This is a genomic window from Halomonas colorata (genome assembly GCF_014897985.1).
In the GTDB taxonomy this organism is placed as follows: Bacteria; Pseudomonadota; Gammaproteobacteria; order Pseudomonadales; family Halomonadaceae; genus Vreelandella; species Vreelandella colorata.
In genome coordinates, this window is the sequence record NZ_JABUZA010000005.1 from 1 (window position 1) to 19,406 (window position 19,406).

Sequence of the window (19,406 nt, forward strand, 5' to 3'; positions counted from 1 at the left end):
TGATACTTGCTTCTGCATTCTGAAAGCCCCGATAGTTACCAGTGTGCATTATGTTGCACTGACCGATTGAATCTACCGTAGCTAATTTGGCCTCCTAGATAAAAAAGTTCTTACTCTTCCGTATCTTCAAGACGGCGATACAGCGTTCGTCGCGCAATCCCCAGAAGCTCTGCTGTGCGGCGTTTATTGCCGCCAGTTGCTTCCAATACTTTGCGTATATAGCGCTTTTCTACTTCCTCAAGGCTTGGCCAGCGGGTAGGTGAGGGGGCCGGTAGTTGTGTGCCTGGGAGTATTTCACCGCTCAACGTAGGGGTGATTTCCACACTGGTTTCTTGGGATGCGTGTTCGCGCAGCCTTTCAGGTAGGTCTTGATGCTGCAGAATGCCGTCTTCGCTAAGTGTGACAGCGCGCATTACCGCGTTTTCCAACTCGCGCACGTTACCTGGGTAGGTGTAGTTCAGAAGGCTATTTAAAGCATCAGGCTCAATCTGTTCAATCTGCTTGTTCTGCGCTTCTGAATGCTTATCAATAAGCGCAAAAATCAGATGTTCAATATCGGTGCCCCGCTCACGCAGGGGCGGAATCCGCAGCGAAAAGGTTTCCAGTCGATAAAATAAATCGCTACGAAAGCTCTCCTGCTCGATTTCTTTATCCAGGTTACGGTGTGTGGCGGCAATGATGCGCACATCCACCGGCTCTTCGCGCTCGCCGCCCACCGGGCGTACGGTTTTTTCCTGAAGCGCACGGAGCAGTTTAGCCTGTAGGTTAATCGGCATTTCACCGATCTCATCCAAAAACAAGCTGCCGCCCTGGGCGGTATGAAACAGTCCTTTCCGCGCTTCGTTAGCCCCTGTGAAAGCACCTTTTACATGACCAAAAAACTCGCTTTCCATTAGATCAGCAGGAATGCTGGCACAGTTGACGGCTATAAAGGGGGCGTCATGGCGTGGACTTTCTTGATGGATTGCACGCGCCAGCAGCTCCTTGCCGGTGCCGCTTTCGCCCAGAATCAGAATAGGGGCATTGCTTTTAGCCAAGCGTGAGGCGTCATGAAAAAGCGACTGCATCACATGGCTTTTACCCACAATGCCATGAAAATGGCTGAGCTCCGTATCATGGGAGAGCGATAGGCGCTGACGCTCCAGCACCCGAAAGACGGCTTCACGAATAGCGTCCAGATCAAGCGGCTTGGTTAAAAAATCATCCGCTCCCAGCTTGAGTGCTTCTACTGCCTGGTCAATCGTACCAAAAGCGGTAATCACAATAATCCCCAGCTCACTGCCACTTTGGCGAAGCTGCTGAAGAAGCTGAATGCCGGTCATTCCGGGCAGACGTACATCGGTAATCATCATGGCCACTGGCGTATGGCTTAATAGGGCGATTGCCTCTTCAGCGCTAGGCACGCCAAGCGTCTGATAGCCCGCATCGTTCAACTCTTCCTCTAACAGCTCTCGTATCGCGGGGTCATCTTCCACTACCAACAACGGTAAAGGGTGTTCCTGATGGGTCACAAATGTTGTCCTCAAGCGGATGCGGTTTCACTAAGGGGTAGCGTGATTTCAAACCCAGCACCGCCAAGAGTACTGTTAAATACGCCAATCGTACCGCCGTGATCATTAATAATACGGTGCACCATAGAAAGTCCTAAGCCGCTGCCTTGGCCCACCGGCTTGGTGGTAAAAAAGGGATCAAAAACGTGCTGATGATTTGCGACGGGGATCCCGGGCCCGTTGTCTTCCACCCAGAGCGTTAGTTCATGTTCATTCTTGCGCGCTCGAACGCGAACATGAGAAACCCCAGGCGCCTGCGCGGCATTGCGCAATAAGTTGGTAAGCACCTGAACGATTTGCTGACCATTTGCTAATAAATGGGGGGTGGGCAACGGAAGATCAACGTCCAGCCGTATATTTCTTGGCTCCAGCTCCTCTTCCACTAACTCGCTGGCATTTTGGATAAGTTGATCTAATGCCAGTTCGCCTTTTTCGACATTATGCTGGCGACCTAATTCCATCAGCTGGCGCACGATTTCAACAATGCGCTCTACTTCATTACGAATACGCCCTAATTTTGCGCGTTCATCATCACCAATTACGTCACGGCGCGCTAAACGCTGGGCCTGGCCATTAATAACCGTCAGCGGCGCCCCGATTTCGTGGGCAACTCCTGCGGCTAAAACGCCTAGTTCGGCTAATTTTTTAGATTTGCGCAGGCGTTTTTCAAGCTCGATCTCCCTGTGCTGACGCACTTCAATATCGCGATCTTTTTCTGCCATAGCGTCGAGCATACCGTTTAAGCCCGAGGCAAGCCGACGATACTCAGTGGGGCCGTCTACGGTAGCGCGCTGGCTCCGATCGCCGTCTTCCACCAAAAGCATAACGTGCAATAAGCGGTTTAGCGGGCGCTCTATATAGCGCCTGAACCCCCACCAGATGCTGAACACGATGCCGGCCGCGCCAATCACAAACACAAGGACCGCCACGATACTGATGAACCCGGTGTAGTTCTCGATACCGGTATTCAAACGGTTTACCTGAAGTACGCCGTGTACCGTGCCGTCCTGGGTGCGCAACGGTGTGATGGCTGAATAGTAAGTCCAGCCCTCTTGCTGGCGGTAATTGCTGTAAAGGTCGTCACGTTCGATAACCTGGCGGATCTCCTCGGGTGTGAAGAGATCTTTGCCTAACCCCAGCCCGTAAACTTCACGCCCCTGCAGATCAAAAACATAGGCCCCATAGATACGGTGAAAAGAGAACGCTGACTGTAGCGCCTCTTCCAAAGGGGCCGGGCTTTCTCGTGTAACGGCATAGCTTAAAGAGGTGCTCAGCGCCCGAGTAATAATTTCGACTTCGGTTTGCAGTTTGGAGCGAACATTGTCTTCCAGCGATTTGATGGCGACGATGCTAAATACCACCAATACAACAAACAGCGGTACGATAACGGTTAAGATAATTAAATTACGAAGTCGCATGCTGCTTCCGTATGGGTATCAAGCCTTTCATCAATGAAAAGCACAGTGTTTTAAGGTTGCTCTGTGGGCAGAAGACGGTAAAGGCTGCCTTGGGTCTCGTCAGTTAGCAAGTAAATTGCGCCATCGGGGCCTTGGCGAACATCGCGAATACGCCCGATCTGGCCATCCAGAAGGCGCTCGTTTTCCGTCACTTCCTCGCCGTCAAGGCGCAGGCGCAGCAGTTGCTCGCTACTCAAACCGCCAGCGAGTAAATCACCTTCCCAGTCGCTAAAGCGCTCGCCACTGACTTCTGCCAAACCTGAAGGCGCAAAGCGGCCTTCAAAAGCATAGTGAGGATCGACCATGCCGGGGAGTGAGTCTGCCCCTAGCGGCTCATTGGTAGCGTAATCGTTGCCTAGCGTGACTTCCGGCCAGCCATAGTTAAGGCCTGCCTGAATATGATTCAGCTCATCGCCGGTAAGCGGGCCATGTTCTGTTACCCATGCCTCACCGTTGCTGCGTACGATCATGCCTTGAATATTGCGATTCCCCATGGAGTAAATCTCATCCAGGGTATTGGTATTGTCCACAAACGGGTTATCTTCTGGCACATCGCCGTTTTCCGTCAGGCGCAGCGTAGAGCCCGCATGATCGTCGCTTGCCTGGGCTCTAGATGGGTCGGAGCCACGATCGCCAACGCTCATTAAAAGCGTGCCATCGGTTAACCAGGCAATACGTGAACCGTAATGGCGGCCGGGGCCGGATGCGCGATCCTGTTCAAACAGGTGTTCCACATCGCCCAGCGCATCACCCTGCCATTTTACCCGGGAGAGCGCACTGCGGCTGCCATTGTCATCTGGCTTGCTCCAGGTAAAGTAAATCCAGTCATGCTCGCCGCTGGCGTCACCAAACTCAGGGTGGAGTACAACATCCAGCAGCCCGCCCTGACCGTGATGGTTGACGCGCGGCATGCCCTCAAGCGCTCTTGAGTGGCCTTCTTCATCAACCAGATTCAACTGGCCGTTACGCTCACTGACCAGAAAACGGCCATCCGGTAAAAACGCCACCGCCCAGGGATGTTCAAAATCTCCGGCTATCCGCTCAATCGTAAAATCAAGATACTCGGTCTGGACCACCTCACCCACGGTTTCTGCATGGGCGCTACTTAAGCTTGCAGCTAGGCAGAGTGTGGTAAGTCCAGGCGCTAGCCAGCGGGGTAGCGCATAAGCCTTGTTTGCATTTTGCATAAAGAGCTCTCCGGTAATGACGGGACCGCACTGAAACCGTCGTTGAAACCGTTTTCGTAACGGTCAGTATAGCGATAGTTGCCAGGCTTTTAGTTTAGCAGTGACGCATTGCCTTTCGGGAAGGCTCTTCCAGGCTACATCAATAGAGCCAATAGAACAGGAAGATAGAACAGTGCTAATAGGGTAGAGCAAAATACCAGACTCGCTACATAGGCGGGCTCACGCTGGGCGCGCTGGGCAAACAAATAGTTGAACACAGCCACTGGCATGCACATCTGCACGACCAAAATACTTTGCGCGAGCGGCGGAAGCCCCAGCCAACCGGCAATCAGCCAAGCAGCACCGGCCGCCAAGGGGATACGCACCAAGCTAAAGCCAAGCCCTGAACGTAGGTTTTTGACCTGAATACTTGCCAGAGAAACACCTAGGGTAATCAACATCAACGGTACGGTAAAACCAGACATTAGGCCCACTGTGTTGGAGAGCCAAGGTGGCAATGAAGTATTGGTCAGCAGCAGCACCATCGAAATCAATATGGCATAAACCGTGGGTGTTTTAACCAGAGTTTTAAGCGGATTGCCACGACTTTGGAGGGCAGCACCCAAGGTGAACTGAAACAGCGATACGGTAATCATCGCTGTGATGCCATATGCAAAGCCAGCGCTACCAAACGCATAAAGCACCACGGGAAGACCCATGTTGCCGGTATTGGGATACATCATGGGCGCCAGTAATACCCGCCAATCACGGCGCAGCAGCTTGGCAACACCGAACGTTGCTACCCCCATCGTAATAATCACCAGTGCGGTGGCGAGCATGGTGCGGCCAAAGGTACTGGCATCGATGTCGGCACCTGCTAATGAAGCAAGCACGAGCGCAGGAGTTCCGATGTTGAAAACCAAGCGAGTCACGAAATCGACAGGGTATGGATGCCCTAAGCGAATCCATAAAAAACCCAGCCCCGCACCAGCAAGTACGGGGGCCATGACGGCAAAAAGTTCGGCAAGCATTGGTTATCCCTGGCAATCATTCGTTGCCCATTGTCGTTAATGAGCAGACTAACTGGCAAGGCAAATAGATAAATTGATTAAGTGGTGCTTACCGGTATACGCCATTGCTTGGGTGTGTACTCACGCAGAAATTCAAGCAGCGCGTTGATGCGTCTAGACTGATAACCATAGGCGTAGAGTAGCGTGACAGGCAGCGGCGCCGGCTCCCAGCCAGGTAGGCAGTTAATTAAATCACCGGGGTGGTGTTGCTCGCGTCTTTCTACTAGCCAGTGTGGCAACAGCCCTATGCCTTGGCCGCTCGCAATCGCATCAATATGCAACGCGGTTAAATCCACCCGCAGACGCGAATGTGGGGGTGTGAAAAGGTACTCGCCATGTTCTGAGTGGCCTAACAATAGCCCATTGGGTGCGCTATCCAGTAAATCAACCCACGCATGGTGTTCAAGCTCATCTGGGCGGGTTAGCGCGCAGGCCCCGGCTAAATAGCGCGGGCTGGCATACAGGCCGCGGGCTAAATGGCCGAGCCGTTCCTGATTAAGGCCGCATTCGTGCGTATGGCCTAACCACACGTGCACGCTATTGCTGTGCATCTTGGAAGGCGGCGTTTCGCGTGTATGAAGGGCCAGCTCTACCTTTGGGTAACGATTTAAAAACGCGTTGACGGTCTCAGACATCCAACTGCGTGCCAATGCGCCATGGGCCTCAAGCGTAACGAGACCGCTGATCTCTTCGCGCAGCTCCGCCAGGGCTTCTTGGCTGTGATTGGCCATTGTCAGCAGTTCAGTACAGTACGTATGAAACAGTAGGCCAGCTTCGGTAGGAATCAACCGGTTAGCCTGGCGCCTTAATAGCGGTTGATTGAGTCGCGTTTCCAATTGGCTGATGCGGCGGCTCAGGGTCGATTTGGCTAACCCCAGCTTTTGGGCACTGCGTGTCAAGCTGCCTGTTGCCATTACGTCAGCGAAAGCAGCGAGTTCGTCAAAGTCATACATTGTCAGATCACACAGCAATTAAGAGTCGTCTATTGTGCCACTTAAAAACGGGGATGCAAATAATATGCATTTCACAGTTTGCGGTTAGGTAAATGTTGCAATCTAAGTCAAAGAAAAAAGAAAAGCCCCGCGTTAAGCGAGGCAAAAGAATCGAGAGAGTATGGCCAGTCAAACAACCATTAGAAGTCGAACGTGAGGCCCAGGTTGTACCGACGTCCATCCAGTACTACCCCGTACTCATCGTTCGTCACTTCTTTGTTGGCAATATTATAGATCCCTGCTTTAACTTGCGCGCGGTCCGTCAGTCTATAAACCAGACCGGCATCGACAAAGCCGTATCCTGGCGTGCCGTCACTCATGCTGGTACGTGATAGGAAATCGCTTGTGGAGCCGCGATAATTTCCTTGAGTCCACAGGTTCATTTCAGGTGTGGCCTGCCAATCCACCGCGAGGTTAAACATATGCTCGGGGATCTTATTAAGCGGCTCGCCAGCAAACTCACCCGACTTCTGCTCAGAGTCGGTATAGGTATAGCTGGAGCTTAGGCGTACGTCCTGGGTAACGTCGTAATCTAATGTGAATTCTACGCCCTGCATTTGCGCTTCATCGATATTGCGGTAAGTGCTGATGAACACATACTCGTTACCGGCGTAGGGGCACTCCCAGGTAGACGGATCATTGCGATCGGCATCCGCCGTGTTGCAGTAGCGGTCTTCTGCGATCTTGTCCTCAAACTGGGTGTGGAACAGCATCATGCTTGAGGTAAGGCGGCGATCATCGCTAGTAAAGACAAACCCGGCTTCATAGTTAGTGCTGGTTTCAGGATCGAGATTTTCATTACCGATGATCAGCGCGCGTGCATGGGGCGCCGGGGAGCCACCGCCACCCGTGCCGCGACCAAAGCCTTCAGTGGCTGCGGCAAGGCCAGGCTGGGAGTAACCAGTAGATACACCGCCTTTAAATGTCCATTCGGGCGTCAGGTGATAGTTTGCATAGATACGCGGAGAAAGGTGGCCGCCGAAGAGCTCGTCGTCATCGTAACGCATGCCGGTGGTGACACTGAAGGCATCCGTAAGACTCCACTCCATTTCGACGAATAGCGCGGCAATCCAGCGGTCAACGCTGCGCATGGCGTTAGGGCTATTGCCGAGCAGTCCATTCGTGTCATCGACCAAATCTTCTATCCGGTATTGACCGCCAAAGGTCAGCATATGGTCGCCCCAGAAGTAGGTCGACTGGTTGTTAAGCGTCGTTACTTCTTCGCGCTTCTCATCGGGCGTGGTATTTACCCGCTCTGAAATATCGTGCTGCAGGTAGGTATCTGTCATAAAGGCGCCATAGGTGCCTTTATGGCCTAACGTAAATACATCCTTGTCATAGCGGTAGGTGCTGGCGCTGGCGGGGTTCCCGCGGCTATCAATTTCGGGAACGCTTCGCCCAGGCGTATGGGTGAACTCTTTGGTGGAAGCAGTATAGCCGAAGCTGTATTCGTTCAGTTCATCCGGGGTCAAAACGAGTTCGGCACCGATCTGGCGCGTATCGCTGTCAGGCGTACTTTCAGCGTTGTCGCCACCACCCTCGTAATCACTCTCTTCCGTGCCGCGCCAACTGCCATGCACGCGTAAGCCGAGCAGCCCTTCGATCAGAGCGCCTCCGGTATAGAAGCTAATCTGTTGCGAGTCGTTGTTGATATCGTTGAGCGAGTGAGTGTACTCAGTCGTCACCTGGCCCGACCACTCATCTGGCACGCGCTTGGTAATGATGTTGATCACACCGCCCATTGCCTGCGAACCATAGAGCGAGGACATGGGGCCACGAATGACTTCAACACGCTCAATCATTGAAATGGGCGGAAGCCCGATCTGCTTGCCTTCGTCCTGCCCGTTAGTATTAACCGCTCGTCCGGCCGAAATAGGGCGACCATCGATCAGGTACAGCGTGTAGCTATTGTCCATTCCGCGGATGCTGATGTCCTGTGCTTCACCGCCACCGGTCACGTAGACGCCCGGGATGTTCTTAACCGCATCCGTAATATCGCTATAGGACTGGCGGTTCAGCTCTTCACCGCTGATCACGGAAATACTTGCGGGCGCATCCGCGATGGACTGCTCAAAGCCCGATGCAGTCACCACAACCGGATCAAGCGAGGTGTTTTCCTGTGCGGTAGCAGCGGCAGCGATGGCCATTGAAGACAGGCTAATGGCATTAGCCAAGGCGCGACGTGAAAAATAAGCCATGTTTTTCCCTTGAAATGATATTGCAGTTTGCTTTTATGAATAATGTTTACATCTGTTATGTATTCTCATATGAGATTTGTATTCTATTGTTAAAGGTTCCATTAATCGAGGATGAAACCATGAACAAACTGTTGTGATGTACGCAACTGTAATAACTTCGTAATTTTTTAAAGGCGTAGATGTAATCACCTGTCGTGTTCTGTGACGTTGGTGATCATTAAAGAGGGCGGAGGCTGGCCTCAGAAGGACGCCAATAGCTTGGTCGGTTGATTAAACAAGTCCATAAAAAAAGCCCCGGCACTAGGCCAGGGCGTCAAGTCAGCATTGAAACAATAAGTGGAACGTTGCGAGCGATTTTCGAGAACCTATTGTCCGAGCGACTTCGAAGACTATTTCAAAGGACTGTTTCAAAGGACTGTTTCAAAGGGCTATCGACGGTTAAAAGTCATAGGTTGCCGAAACCCACAGGCTGCGGCCATCAAGCGCCACGCCGTCAGTGGCGCGACCTGTCTGGGTATATTCATAAGCAATGTAAGTATCGCCGTCGTATTGATAAGTGTCGTACGCGGAAAAATCCTTATCAAAGAGGTTGTAAATAGTGCCAGACAAACGAACGTTGTCAGAAACCTGGTAGGAGCTGCGCAGATTAAACAGCGTATAGCCTTTCAGGTTATTGCCCAGTTCTTCGACCAGAGCAGCTGATGAGCCGGTGACGCCGCTACTAAAGCGCTCACGCGAAGAGTAGTACTCACCTTCCAAGGCCGTATTCCAGCGCTCGTTGATCGCCCAGTTAAGATCGGCCGTCAGCTTGTGCTTGGGCGCATTGGTGAGCGCTTGGCCTTCATTTTCACCGGAAGTGATTTCGGTGTCGGTATAGGTATAACCACCGCTGATTGTCCAGGCAGGCGCAATCTGGTAGCTGGTGTTCAGCTCAACACCGCGAGTTTCCGCGCGATCCACATTGACCGACTGGCCGAAGCTATCCTGCTGGGTAAAGTTGCCCACGCTCAAGCAGTTCGCGGCATTGGCAAACGGCTGGTTACCATCAGCGTCGATGAATTGGCAGTTGGGCAGGTCGTCGCCAGACGAAATGCGGTCACGGAACTGGGTGAAGAAGGCCGTTGCGCCGACAGAGAAACCGTCAAGGTTGTCGTAAATAGCGCCCAGCTCATAGTTGGTACTCTTTTCAGGCTTCAGGTTGGGAGAGCCCAGGCTAATTGACTGACCCTGGTTACCGAAACCATTAATACCGTCGTGAAGCTGGTTGAGCGTAGGTGTTTTATAACCTTGGCTAATACCACCTTTAAGCGTCCAGTTATCCGTGGTTTCCCAAACCAGATAGCCACGCGGGCTAAAGTGGCCGCCAAAGGCGTTATGGTGCTCATAGCGCCCGCCCAGCGTCAGCGCCAGGTCGTGTCTTAGAAACCACTCATCTTCAAGAAACATTGCCCAGCTGGATTGCGAGAACTTCTCGTTACCTGCCGTGCCGTCCTTGAGTTCGGCATCGATGTACTGGCCGCCCACGGTCACCATGTGGTTATCCAGCGGCGCAACAAATTTGCTGTCGACCACGATATCGCGGTTTTCCAGAAGGCGCGGCTCGCCTCCCTGAGCGACATAACCGTAGTCGGGCGCGTTGCCTGCTGGCAGTGTGCGGCCAAGCGATTCGGTAAAATTGTGGGTAACGCTACTCTCCAGCGTACCGGCTGCGTAACGGCCGGTATGGCCTACAGCGATCTGGTCGCGGTTGAAACGCAGCTCATCCTCGTAGCCGAAGTTGGCGCTTGGGCTTGGGTCGGGGGTGGCGCAGTCGTTACGTCTCAGACCGTCCAGGCTGCCCAGGCGGCAATCTGAATTGTCGTAAACCTGGCGGGAGCGCTCGGCGTCCAGCCACACCTCGTTAGTGTCATCCGGCGTGAGGTTCAAGCGCCCGCCAATTGAGTAGATGCGCGCTTCGGAAGGGCGCGGGTCGCGCCCGACACTGTTTTCGACCATGCGCTCAGAGCTGTCGCGGTCATATACTCGACCACGTAGCTGCAGGCCCAGGGTGTCTTCGACGAGCGGGCCGGAAACATACAGATTGATCGCTGAGTCGTTGCCCGCATCGCGATCTTGTTGGAAGGTGTTTTCAACCGAGACAGAGCCTGCCCAGTCGGTACCCACGCGGCGGGTGATAATATTGATAACGCCGCCCATGGCGTCTGAGCCGTAAAGCGTCGACATCGGGCCGCGAATCACTTCGATACGCTCAATGGCCGAAAGCGGCGGCATAAAGCTTGTTGAGGTTTCACCAAAACCGTTGGGCGTAACATCGCCGGAGGTATTTTGGCGACGGCCATCAATCAGAATCAGCGTATAAGCACTCGGCATGCCGCGAATGGAGATATTGTAGCCGCCGGTCTTGCCTGTGCCGGAACGTACATCGACTCCTGGTACATCAGCAATCGCCTCGGCGATATTGGAGAACTGCTTTTGCTCTAATTCTTCTCGCGTTACCACAGAGATACTCGCAGGGGCACTATTCAGCGACTGCTCATACCCAGTAGCGGTAACCACCATATTATTAAGCTGAGTATTTTCCTGGGCATTGGCCACTCCGGCAGCAAGTCCAAGAGCAACAGCGCTGGCTAAAGCATTACGAGTAAAGCGTGGCATAGCGATCCCCCATGTTTATGATTTACTTGCTAATGATATTTATTATCAAATAAGGCGGGGATTCTAAGAAGAAAAGTTCCCATGCGCGAGTTAATATCAAGGAACAATCTGTTGCAATAACGGCAACGTTTATCGATAGGATCTGGTGTTGCTAGAAATGGAACGAGTTATTCTATGAAATAGTACTGCATTTGCTTTTGAGAATCGTTACTATTAAAGAAATAAATTAACAGTAGGGGTTCACAATGCTGCGTACAGTACTGCGCCTTAGCCTGACCGGTGTGTTGTTAAGTAGTTTGGCCGCCAATGCGCAAGCGCGGGAACTTGATACCGCGTTTGGCGAAGTGGAAGTGCCCGACTCGCCAGAGCGTATCGTGACGCTTTACGAAGGCGCGCTGGATGCATCGGTCGCGGCGGGTGTCACGCCGATTGGCGCCATCGCCACGCGTGGCGGCAACGAGGTGGCGACTTACATGGGGGAGCACATCGATACCAGCCAGTTGGAAATGGTAGGCGTTGCCCGTGAAACCAACATTGAAGCTATCCTCCGCCTGCAGCCAGATCTGATTCTTGCCGCTCCCCAGCTTCCTGAAGAGCAGTACCGTCTGCTTTCCCGCATTGCTCCTACTGTTGTGCCCAACACCACAGGTCTTTCCAAGGAAGGCTGGAAAGATGAATCACGCCTTTTCGGCCAGGCGTTGGGTAAGGATGCTGAGATTAATGAGGTGCTCGAAGCCGTTGAGCAGCGCGCTGCTGAACTTAATCAGCGCCTTAGTGAAGCCGAGGTTGGCGGCAGTGCTTACATCGTCCGCTGGATGCCGGCAGGCCCGATGGTCATGTCATCAGAACTGTTCTCGACCGGTGTTCTTGCCTCTACCGGATTAACGGTTGATGACCAGGGGCTGGTGAAAGAAGGCAGTGCGCACAGCGATATTTTGAGCCTTGAGAACCTTTCGCTAATCGATGGCGATTGGCTGTTCCTTGCCACGCTCAACGAAGAAGGGCAGCAGGCTTTAGACGCCGCCAAGCAAAGCAGCGCCTTTACTCGCCTGAACGTGGTGGAGCAGGGTCACGTGGTGCCCGTCAATGGTCAGGTCTGGAGCAGCGCATCGGGTCCCTTGGCCGCGCAGGCACTTCTTGACGATATCGAAGAAGCCTTATTGCCGTGAAGGTTGCGCTGATAACGCGGCGTCTTGAACAACGAACGCTGCTCGCATTACTGCTCACCGCCCTTGTGGCGGTGAGTGTCGTTAGCCTACTCGTTGGCGCCGGCACCGTTTCGCCTTCGCAGGCGCTTTCGATGCTGTTGGGCAATGAGAACAGCGAGGCGTATTTCGTGGTCTGGGAGCTGCGTGCGCCGCGTACTCTGATTGGCATTGCTGTGGGCATGGCACTGGGTGTATCCGGGGCGCTGCTTCAGGCGGTGGCGCGCAACCCGCTTGCCGAACCCGGCTTGCTGGGAGTAAGCGCAGGCGCCGCCTTTGCCGTAGCGCTGGCATTGGTGCTGGGCGCAAGCGCTGCCTCATTGCGTATTTCCGTTGCCCAAGTAGGCGCGTTGGTGGGGTGCCTGTGCGTCCTGGGCGTTGCCCGATGGCGCGGAGTGGGTAACGACCCCATACGCTTGGTGCTCGCTGGGGCGGCCTTTTCTGCACTCTTGGGCGCAATGACATCCATGATACTGCTGTTCGACCAGCGCTCGGCCGATGAAGTGCGCTTCTGGGTCATTGGAAGTCTGGCCGGGCGTCGCCTGGAGGATCTATGGGCAGTCTTGCCTTCCATGGCGTTTTGTACGGTGCTTATTGCTCTTATTGCGCGGCCGCTTTCGGCGCTGGCGCTGGGTGAGCGCATGGCCTCTGGGCTTGGCCATCACCCTCAGCTTATCCGTGCGATGGTGGTTCTTTGTGTTGCCCTGCTGGTGGGAGCGGCAACGGCGATTGCCGGGCCGATCATTTTCGTGGGCCTGGTCGTGCCGTTTATCGCTCGCGCCTTTGCCGGGCCGGATATCCGGCGTACCCTGTGGTTTTGCCTGCCGATAGGGCCCTTGATTATTTTGGCGGCCGATATCATTTCGCGTGTGGTGGTGTCGCCTTCTGAGCTGCCGCTCGGCGTGCTGACTGCATTATGCGGAGCGCCTGTGTTGATTGCCGCCGTACGTGCCCGCCGGTTACCCATGTTATGAGCCTGTCTATGCCCCCTCGCTGCTTAAAAACTGAATTCCGAAAACAGGATACTGCCGCACTGCTCTTCAGCGCTCCCTCGATAAAAGCAGCGGATGAGGTGTCGGTAATCCCGCCCACCGGCTATTGGCGGTGGAGTGGACGTGGCACCAGCATTCTGATTGAGCGGCGTGCCGTCTGGGTCAACACGGGGCTGTTGCTGGCGCTGCTGCTGGCGGGTATTGCGTACCTCTGCCTGGGCAGCCTGACGCTTGACCCGCGAGAGGTGATCAGCGCACTGGCCGGGCAGGGCGATATGATGACCGGGTTCATGGTGCAGGAGCTTCGCCTGCCGCGGCTCGTGGCGGCATGTCTCACCGGCGGGGCATTCGCGCTGGCGGGTATTCTCATGCAAACTCTGGCCCGCAACCGGTTGGCGACACCGGGCATTATCGGAATCGATAACGGCGCCACCGCGTTTGCGGTGGCTTCTGTGGTAGGCATGAGTGTTTCATTAGCACCGTCTGCCATGGCCTTGACCGGTGCGGTTACTGCCGCCGTACTGACCTTTGGGTTGGCGGCAGGCAGTGGCACCCAGGGCTACCGTTTTATTGTCGCGGGTATCGGCGTGGGGGCCGTTTTTGGAGCCATCACTCAACTGCTGCTGGCGCGGGTCGCGATTGACACCGCCAACGCCGCTTATCCCTGGACGGTCGGCTCGCTGAATGCTCGCTCCGGTGGTTCGGTGCAACTGCTGGGCATCGGGCTGATGCTGGGCTTTGTGGCGGCATTGGCGCTGGCCCGTTCGCTGACCATCCTGCGGTTTTCCGAAGCCACGGCCAACGGCCTGGGCGTGAACGCCAAGGCCCGACGAGTTCAAATACTCCTGCTTTCGGTGGTCCTCACGGCACTGGCTGTAGCCGTGGCCGGGCCTGTCGGCATGGTGGGGCTAATCGGCCCTGAAATTGCTCGCGCGCTGTCTACTCCGCGGCATGTGCCGGTGGTCGCCGCGACGCTTGCCGGCGCGTTAGTGATGGTACTGGCGGATCTGGCAGGGCGCACGCTACTGGCGCCTATTGAACTTCCAGTAGGGATTGTGACCGCGATTATTGGTGGCCCCTGGCTTTTATGGATTTTGATGCGCCCGCAACGGAGTCACGCATGAACAATTTTCGAACCCCGCCGACCCTTGCCACCGAAGCGTTGGATATGGGCTATGGCACACGGCGAGTTATCGACGGCCTGGATGTGGCGCTGCCCAGCGCCAAAGTGACGGCGATTGTCGGGCCTAACGGATGTGGAAAATCGACCCTGCTGGCAGGGCTTGCGCGCCTACATAAACCTGATGGCGGCAACGTATTGCTTAACGGTGAGGATATTCAGCGCCTGCCGTCGCGCCAACTCGCTACGCAGTTGGCGCTATTGCCCCAGGAAGCCATTGCCCCTGAGGGGCTGACGGTCACTGAGCTGATTCGTTTTGGACGCCAGCCGCACCAAGGCTGGCTACGCCAATGGTCGGCGGAAGACCAGCGCGTTGTACAGCATGCGCTGACCGCAGCGGGGCTTGAAAATTTGGCTGACCGGCCCATCGATGCGCTTTCCGGCGGCCAACGCCAGCGCGCCTGGATCGCCATGACCATCGCCCAGCAAACCCCGCTTTTGCTGCTGGATGAACCTACCTCTGCGCTGGATCTGGGCCATCAGATTGAAGTGTTCGAGCTGGTGCGACACCTGGCAGGGCACGGGCGCACCGTCGTGATGGTACTGCACGATTTAGCTAGCGCCTGCCGTTATGCCGATCATTTAATCGCCATGTGCGATGGCAAGATTATCGACCAGGGGGCACCCGCCACAGTGGTCACCCCTCAGCTGGTGCGCAAGCTGTATCAGGTGGATTGCACGCTGCTGTCTGACCCTGATACCGGTAGCCCGTTACTCGCAAACGTGCGCCGGGCTACCGAACCTGCCTGAAGGAGCGGCGCCCAGAAAACTAGCGGTTGATTAGCAGGGCGTCCAGCGTAATGGGAACGTGATCATCAATTTGCTGATAACCCAGCATGGTAAGAAGTGTGCGAACCGTACTGTTGGCCATTAACGCCTTGCCATCCAGCGCCATGGGTTCCGCGTGAGTCACCCGCACCTGATTCAAGCCTTCACGAGTAAAGCGCAAGGGCACCGACTCCTCCTGGTTCACCATATCGCTCTGCACGCGAAAGGTAATGGTCTCGACCAACGACTCATTGATATCCAGCGCATCTAGCCGCTCCGGCGACATCTGGCCAACCAGAGTGACCAGGGTCGTATTGGAAAGCAAAGCGACCCACGGCGGCAGATCACTAAAACGCGAAAGCAGGTCGGTCTGGCTGAGTTTCAGCGGCAAGCGCAGTGTGCCATCCGGCGAAATATCCCCCTGTAAATCGCGCACCTGATGATGATGCGTTTGGGGCGTCGCCCCGTTTAACTGGGTAATTGCCGCCTCAACGCGAGACTGACCAGGATCGAGCTGCCAATCTGCCTGAACAGGCACCGTTAGCAGCAGCGGGAAAAGAGCAATCAAAGCTTTCAAGGCGCGTCTCCGCATAAAGGACTTCCTTCAAGACCCGCAAACCTGCAAAAAGTGCCATTAGTGCGCCAAGATACGCGCGTAGGGGTAGCCTCGCCCCGCCACATTCGCTATTATATGCACGCTTTTCGGGCCTATAGCTCAGTTGGTTAGAGCAGGGGACTCATAATCCCTTGGTCGTAGGTTCAAGTCCTACTGGGCCCACCATTTATCAACGACTTATCCTCGCGCTTCCCCTTCCTTTCTGTACTTTTCCTCAAAGTGTCAACCGAAGATTTTCGGGCCATATGTGATTGCTTCCTTTAAATGATCCGGTTTAGCTTCCTAATACAATCTAAATATCTGATGTGCGCCGAAATCTTAGAGTCGCGTATACGTACTAGGATTCGCACAAGTCGGCGTATGGTATTTATACGTGACGATTTCGCTGCTCTGAGGGGTATGATCAAGTTGGCTGGGTGCTTCGAAAATTAGAAGCGCAGGGGAGGCTTGTGCGTATTGGTAAGGGGCTTTACGCTAAGGCACGCCAGAACCATATCATGGGAAAGCCAATGATTGCGGCACCCGGTGGCTTTGACCAAGTTGCTAAAGAGGCATTGAGCCGACTAGGAGTACAGTGGGAGCCATCCAGTACAGAAAAGGCTTCCACACATATTCCGGCGCGGGCAGTGGTCAGCGTAAAAGGCTCGTTTAATCGGCGCATTTCCTACGGGAAATATTTTTTAGATATTGAGCAGGCTTCTGTATGAAAATCGATTCAATGTTGATACTGCATTTGCACTGAAAAAGAAGTGCTAATGTGCGGCAAGCTCATTGAAAAAAGCAGGATTATCCTGAATCGTCGCCAGTACCTTAGCGGCTAGTCCCGTAGGGTTGCGACGCTTGGCTTCCCAGCTTTTAATCGTATCAACGCTGGTTCCCATGGCGCTGGCAAATTCTGCCTGAGATACATGAAGCTTGGCGCGAATAGCTCGTACATCGGCTACTTCGTGGCGTGTGATACGGCTAGCCTTAGTTTTGCCCTGTTTGATCTCAACGGCTTCCTGCAGCGATGTTTGCAGTTCGTCAAAAATGCTCATTTGGAAACCTCCCCTTTAATTGGTAGGTAAGTGTTTTCAGTGCGGCCTTTTCAGCGGGCGTTAAGCTGTCCTTCACGCTCTTGGGGTAGGCCAGTATCAGGTAGATTCTCTCTGCCGTTGCCAAAAAGTAGATAACCCCCTTGCACCGCCGCTCTTGCCTTGGTTACCCAACGCCATGCGTATTTTGCGTAGCCCGCCTGTACCCTGAATCAGGTCACCTTTGTAGGGTTGAGCAATCAGGGTGCGCTGCAGTTCCTTTAATTCGTCGTCTGTTGCAGTGGCCTGGATCTGGCGTGTGAACGTCGGGGTTTCGATAAACTCGATCGCATGGCTCACGTTGGGGCATTCCTTTAGCCAGTGCGTCTTTTAGTGTACATAGTACATTATGGATCATCAACTATCGATCCTTCATCTTGCCGCTATCTACCGCGGCAAGCGTTTAAACAGTTTGGGGCGCCGAGGGGTAATCGACGCTGGTGGATGATCTCACGCTCAGCTACCTGAATATCAGTGTTCTAGATATTTCACACGAAGCGATTCAGGCGATGTTCTTAAGATCATTCCTTTCAGAGGCGGGTAAGAGAACTTGCCATCTCATCCAATTTTTTTGAAAGCGCTTGGTAGGACAGCTTGGGTCGATACTGGGCATCGTAAATCAACCCGTTACCATGCCCGCAATAGTTGTACCACTCGTTAAGCGATGACCAGCGATCAGTGAAGCCCCACATGGTAAATGAGTGTGCTCCCGCTTCGATGCATGCTTCCAGGTAGGTCGCGTACCACGCCGCTACCGCTTTCGGTGTGGTGGCGAAGATCTGGTGCTGGTTGATATCCAACTCAGATACCCGTACCTCAATGCCAATGGCATGGAAGCGAGCGATCGCTGATGTCAAGTGCGTCTTGCTGACCGACGTACTATCCGCATCCCAGGAGGCCTGGTACTCAGCATTCACGTCTTCGTGCATCTGCAAGCCAATGCCATGAATGGGCACGCCGGCGGTTTGCAACTCGACCACGAGATTGAACAGGAAGTCCTGTTTGTCACCCGCTTCTTCACAGCCCCACTCGTTAATGAACAGCAATACGTCCGGATCCACTTCATGAGCTTTACGTAATGCCCGTTCAATGTAGCCACGTCCTAATGCCTGGAACCAGACGGAATCACGGAGCTGGTCTGTCCAGTCCAGGAATGGCTCGTTGATCAAATCGAAAGAGACCATGCGGCCCTTATAGCGACCGAACAACATCTCGATATGCTCATCGAGGATCTCACCTACTTCGGTAGCGGTGATGGTCCCATCGAGCCAGCCATCCCACAGCCATTGCGGGGTCGCTTCGTTCCACGCCACCGTGTGACCATGCACGTCCATGCCATTACGTTCGGCGTAGTCGATCAGCTTATCCGACTCATAGAAGTCGTAGACCCCACGGGCAGGCTGGATGAACTGGAATTTCATGCAGTTCTCAGGGGTGATCTGGTTAAACTCATTGCCCAGAATCGTACGGTACTGCTCATCGAACACCATCGGATAGGTGGACACCGCGGTACCCATGCGGAACTTACCGGCCTTATCACGCAAGGTGCCCGCTGTCTTAGGCACTCTACGCACAGGAGTCTCTTCCACGGTACCGGTAGTGGTGATCTCGGTGACAAGAAACGTCGCACCCACGTTCGCTTCATCCAGGCTTAGGTAAACCACCCCATCGTCAAACAGGCCCAGATCCGACTGACGGGTAACTTCCACACCGTTAGTCAGAAACACAAGCTCGGTGCCCTCACGCTTGAAGGTGTAAATCACATTGCTACCTACACTGGCAGCAGCATTACCCCCCTCGGTATTGTCAGGGTGGTACAGCGACCAGTAGCACCAGTCACCATTGACGATCTGGGCCTTGAAGGTACTCAGCGCGTAGTACCACTCATCCTGCACCATCGGGATAACCCCGTGGAACATGAAGTAAGTAGAGTTGGCGGCGGACAACGTAGCGGTGATATTGATCTCAAAGTCCCCCGCCATCTGAAAGCGCATCGCCAGGTTAAGAGATGGGTTGTGTACCGGTGCATCCTCAGAGTCAGGCAACGGCGATAGCTTACGGTCGAGGCCTTCAAACAGCACACCATTAGATTGCACGGTGGCCCCAGAAAAGCCTTCCCACAAAGTTAATGGAGAAGAAGTCATGAGAATACCTCCAAAGAAATGAACCAGTGCGTAGTAGGTCGTATAACATTGAGACGCTAGGTGGCCTTGTGGCTCAATTCCGCTATCCTCCTTCCGCCATTACGATATTTCTTATCGTGATGCTCTTCAGCTTGACCTTAATCTCGCCACATAAGCCGCCTGTATTGTTTAACAACAAACTTACAAATGCGTCTTCGGCCGGGTCTTCGCTAATAGCACTGCTTGATTCGCCCATTGCTTTATACCACCGCGCAGTATCCTCGACACTCGCTATGTCTTTACCCTTGCAATGGAGGATAGCAAGGGCGACCAACAGTTCTAGACGTAGGCACTATGTTTG

General features: G+C 54.2%; 16 protein-coding genes and 1 tRNA gene. 6 read left to right on the forward strand and 11 right to left on the reverse strand.

Features of this window, described 5'->3' with window-relative positions; translation table 11 throughout:
* Positions 1 to 110: 110 nt before the first annotated feature.
* The 7 genes from INT33_RS03920 to INT33_RS03950 form a co-directional block, all read right to left on the reverse strand.
* On the reverse strand, positions 111 to 1,511 hold the full coding sequence (locus tag INT33_RS03920) for a sigma-54-dependent transcriptional regulator (RefSeq protein ID WP_192537004.1): 1,401 nt from the start codon (positions 1,509 to 1,511) through the stop codon (positions 111 to 113).
* Positions 1,512 to 1,522: 11 nt separating this feature from the next.
* Entirely contained in the window at positions 1,523 to 2,968 is a 1,446-nt protein-coding gene (locus INT33_RS03925) for a sensor histidine kinase (RefSeq protein WP_192537005.1), read from the reverse strand.
* A 50-nt stretch (positions 2,969 to 3,018) separates the two neighbouring features.
* Positions 3,019 to 4,194 (reverse strand): PQQ-dependent sugar dehydrogenase, encoded by a 1,176-nt coding sequence (locus tag INT33_RS03930; protein ID WP_193091163.1) that lies wholly within the window; start codon positions 4,192 to 4,194, stop codon positions 3,019 to 3,021.
* A 134-nt stretch (positions 4,195 to 4,328) separates the two neighbouring features.
* On the reverse strand, positions 4,329 to 5,204 hold the full coding sequence (locus INT33_RS03935) for an AEC family transporter (RefSeq protein ID WP_193091164.1): 876 nt from the start codon (positions 5,202 to 5,204) through the stop codon (positions 4,329 to 4,331).
* A 77-nt stretch (positions 5,205 to 5,281) separates the two neighbouring features.
* Positions 5,282 to 6,196 carry a LysR family transcriptional regulator gene (locus tag INT33_RS03940; RefSeq protein ID WP_193091165.1) on the reverse strand — a complete coding sequence of 305 codons (915 nt, stop codon included), beginning with the start codon at positions 6,194 to 6,196 and terminating at the stop codon, positions 5,282 to 5,284.
* 179 nt (positions 6,197 to 6,375) lie between these two features.
* On the reverse strand, positions 6,376 to 8,433 hold the full coding sequence (locus tag INT33_RS03945) for a TonB-dependent receptor domain-containing protein (protein ID WP_193091166.1): 2,058 nt from the start codon (positions 8,431 to 8,433) through the stop codon (positions 6,376 to 6,378).
* 438 nt (positions 8,434 to 8,871) lie between these two features.
* Positions 8,872 to 11,088 (reverse strand): TonB-dependent receptor domain-containing protein, encoded by a 2,217-nt coding sequence (locus INT33_RS03950; protein WP_193091167.1) that lies wholly within the window; start codon positions 11,086 to 11,088, stop codon positions 8,872 to 8,874.
* A 245-nt stretch (positions 11,089 to 11,333) separates the two neighbouring features.
* Here INT33_RS03950 and INT33_RS03955 point away from each other — a divergent pair, with 245 nt between their 5' ends.
* From INT33_RS03955 to INT33_RS03970, 4 genes are read left to right on the forward strand one after another with little or no spacing between them, the layout of a single operon-like run.
* Entirely contained in the window at positions 11,334 to 12,257 is a 924-nt protein-coding gene (locus INT33_RS03955; protein WP_193091168.1) for an ABC transporter substrate-binding protein, read from the forward strand.
* On the forward strand, positions 12,254 to 13,267 hold the full coding sequence (locus INT33_RS03960) for a FecCD family ABC transporter permease (RefSeq protein ID WP_192537012.1): 1,014 nt from the start codon (positions 12,254 to 12,256) through the stop codon (positions 13,265 to 13,267). The genes INT33_RS03955 and INT33_RS03960 overlap by 4 nt, the downstream gene beginning before the upstream one ends.
* Positions 13,268 to 13,275: 8 nt before the next feature.
* The gene (locus INT33_RS03965) at positions 13,276 to 14,409 is read left to right on the forward strand and encodes a FecCD family ABC transporter permease (RefSeq protein ID WP_193091169.1); all 1,134 of its coding nucleotides are present in this window, start codon (positions 13,276 to 13,278) and stop codon (positions 14,407 to 14,409) included.
* Positions 14,406 to 15,215: an ABC transporter ATP-binding protein gene (locus INT33_RS03970; protein ID WP_192537014.1), complete on the forward strand. Its 810-nt coding sequence runs from the start codon at positions 14,406 to 14,408 to the stop codon at positions 15,213 to 15,215. The genes INT33_RS03965 and INT33_RS03970 overlap by 4 nt, the downstream gene beginning before the upstream one ends.
* Positions 15,216 to 15,234: 19 nt before the next feature.
* Here the strand turns inward: INT33_RS03970 and INT33_RS03975 are convergent, their stop codons facing one another.
* On the reverse strand, positions 15,235 to 15,825 hold the full coding sequence (locus INT33_RS03975) for a hypothetical protein (RefSeq protein WP_193091170.1): 591 nt from the start codon (positions 15,823 to 15,825) through the stop codon (positions 15,235 to 15,237).
* Between the two features lie 112 nt (positions 15,826 to 15,937).
* Here INT33_RS03975 and INT33_RS03980 point away from each other — a divergent pair.
* Positions 15,938 to 16,014, forward strand: a tRNA-Ile gene (locus INT33_RS03980).
* 284 nt (positions 16,015 to 16,298) lie between these two features.
* Entirely contained in the window at positions 16,299 to 16,556 is a 258-nt protein-coding gene (locus INT33_RS03985) for a hypothetical protein (protein WP_192537019.1), read from the forward strand.
* 45 nt (positions 16,557 to 16,601) lie between these two features.
* On the opposite strand, the gene nadS is transcribed toward INT33_RS03985, so the two are convergent.
* The 3 genes from nadS to INT33_RS04000 form a co-directional block, all read right to left on the reverse strand.
* Entirely contained in the window at positions 16,602 to 16,886 is a 285-nt protein-coding gene (nadS, locus tag INT33_RS03990; RefSeq protein WP_193091171.1) for a NadS family protein, read from the reverse strand.
* Positions 16,887 to 16,982: 96 nt separating this feature from the next.
* Positions 16,983 to 17,222 carry a hypothetical protein gene (locus tag INT33_RS03995; protein WP_226940068.1) on the reverse strand — a complete coding sequence of 80 codons (240 nt, stop codon included), beginning with the start codon at positions 17,220 to 17,222 and terminating at the stop codon, positions 16,983 to 16,985.
* Positions 17,223 to 17,452: 230 nt separating this feature from the next.
* Positions 17,453 to 19,066, reverse strand: a complete 1,614-nt coding sequence (locus INT33_RS04000; RefSeq protein ID WP_193091172.1) for an endo-1,4-beta-xylanase — start codon at positions 19,064 to 19,066, stop codon at positions 17,453 to 17,455.
* Positions 19,067 to 19,406: the final 340 nt, after the last annotated feature.

Bases quoted from the DNA above. Each gene is read 5' to 3' on its own strand.
- INT33_RS03925 (WP_192537005.1), bottom strand. From the start codon at position 2,968: ATGCGACTTCGTAATTTAATTATCTTAACCGTTATCGTACCGCTGTTT.
- INT33_RS03930 (WP_193091163.1), bottom strand. From the start codon at position 4,194: ATGCAAAATGCAAACAAGGCTTATGCGCTACCCCGCTGGCTAGCGCCT.
- INT33_RS03935 (WP_193091164.1), bottom strand. From the start codon at position 5,204: ATGCTTGCCGAACTTTTTGCCGTCATGGCCCCCGTACTTGCTGGTGCG.
- INT33_RS03940 (WP_193091165.1), bottom strand. From the start codon at position 6,196: ATGTATGACTTTGACGAACTCGCTGCTTTCGCTGACGTAATGGCAACA.
- INT33_RS03945 (WP_193091166.1), bottom strand. From the start codon at position 8,433: ATGGCTTATTTTTCACGTCGCGCCTTGGCTAATGCCATTAGCCTGTCT.
- INT33_RS03950 (WP_193091167.1), bottom strand. From the start codon at position 11,088: ATGCCACGCTTTACTCGTAATGCTTTAGCCAGCGCTGTTGCTCTTGGA.
- INT33_RS03955 (WP_193091168.1), top strand. From the start codon at position 11,334: ATGCTGCGTACAGTACTGCGCCTTAGCCTGACCGGTGTGTTGTTAAGT.
- INT33_RS03965 (WP_193091169.1), top strand. From the start codon at position 13,276: ATGCCCCCTCGCTGCTTAAAAACTGAATTCCGAAAACAGGATACTGCC.
- INT33_RS03970 (WP_192537014.1), top strand. From the start codon at position 14,406: ATGAACAATTTTCGAACCCCGCCGACCCTTGCCACCGAAGCGTTGGAT.
- INT33_RS03975 (WP_193091170.1), bottom strand. From the start codon at position 15,825: ATGCGGAGACGCGCCTTGAAAGCTTTGATTGCTCTTTTCCCGCTGCTG.
- nadS (WP_193091171.1), bottom strand. From the start codon at position 16,886: ATGAGCATTTTTGACGAACTGCAAACATCGCTGCAGGAAGCCGTTGAG.
- INT33_RS04000 (WP_193091172.1), bottom strand. From the start codon at position 19,066: ATGACTTCTTCTCCATTAACTTTGTGGGAAGGCTTTTCTGGGGCCACC.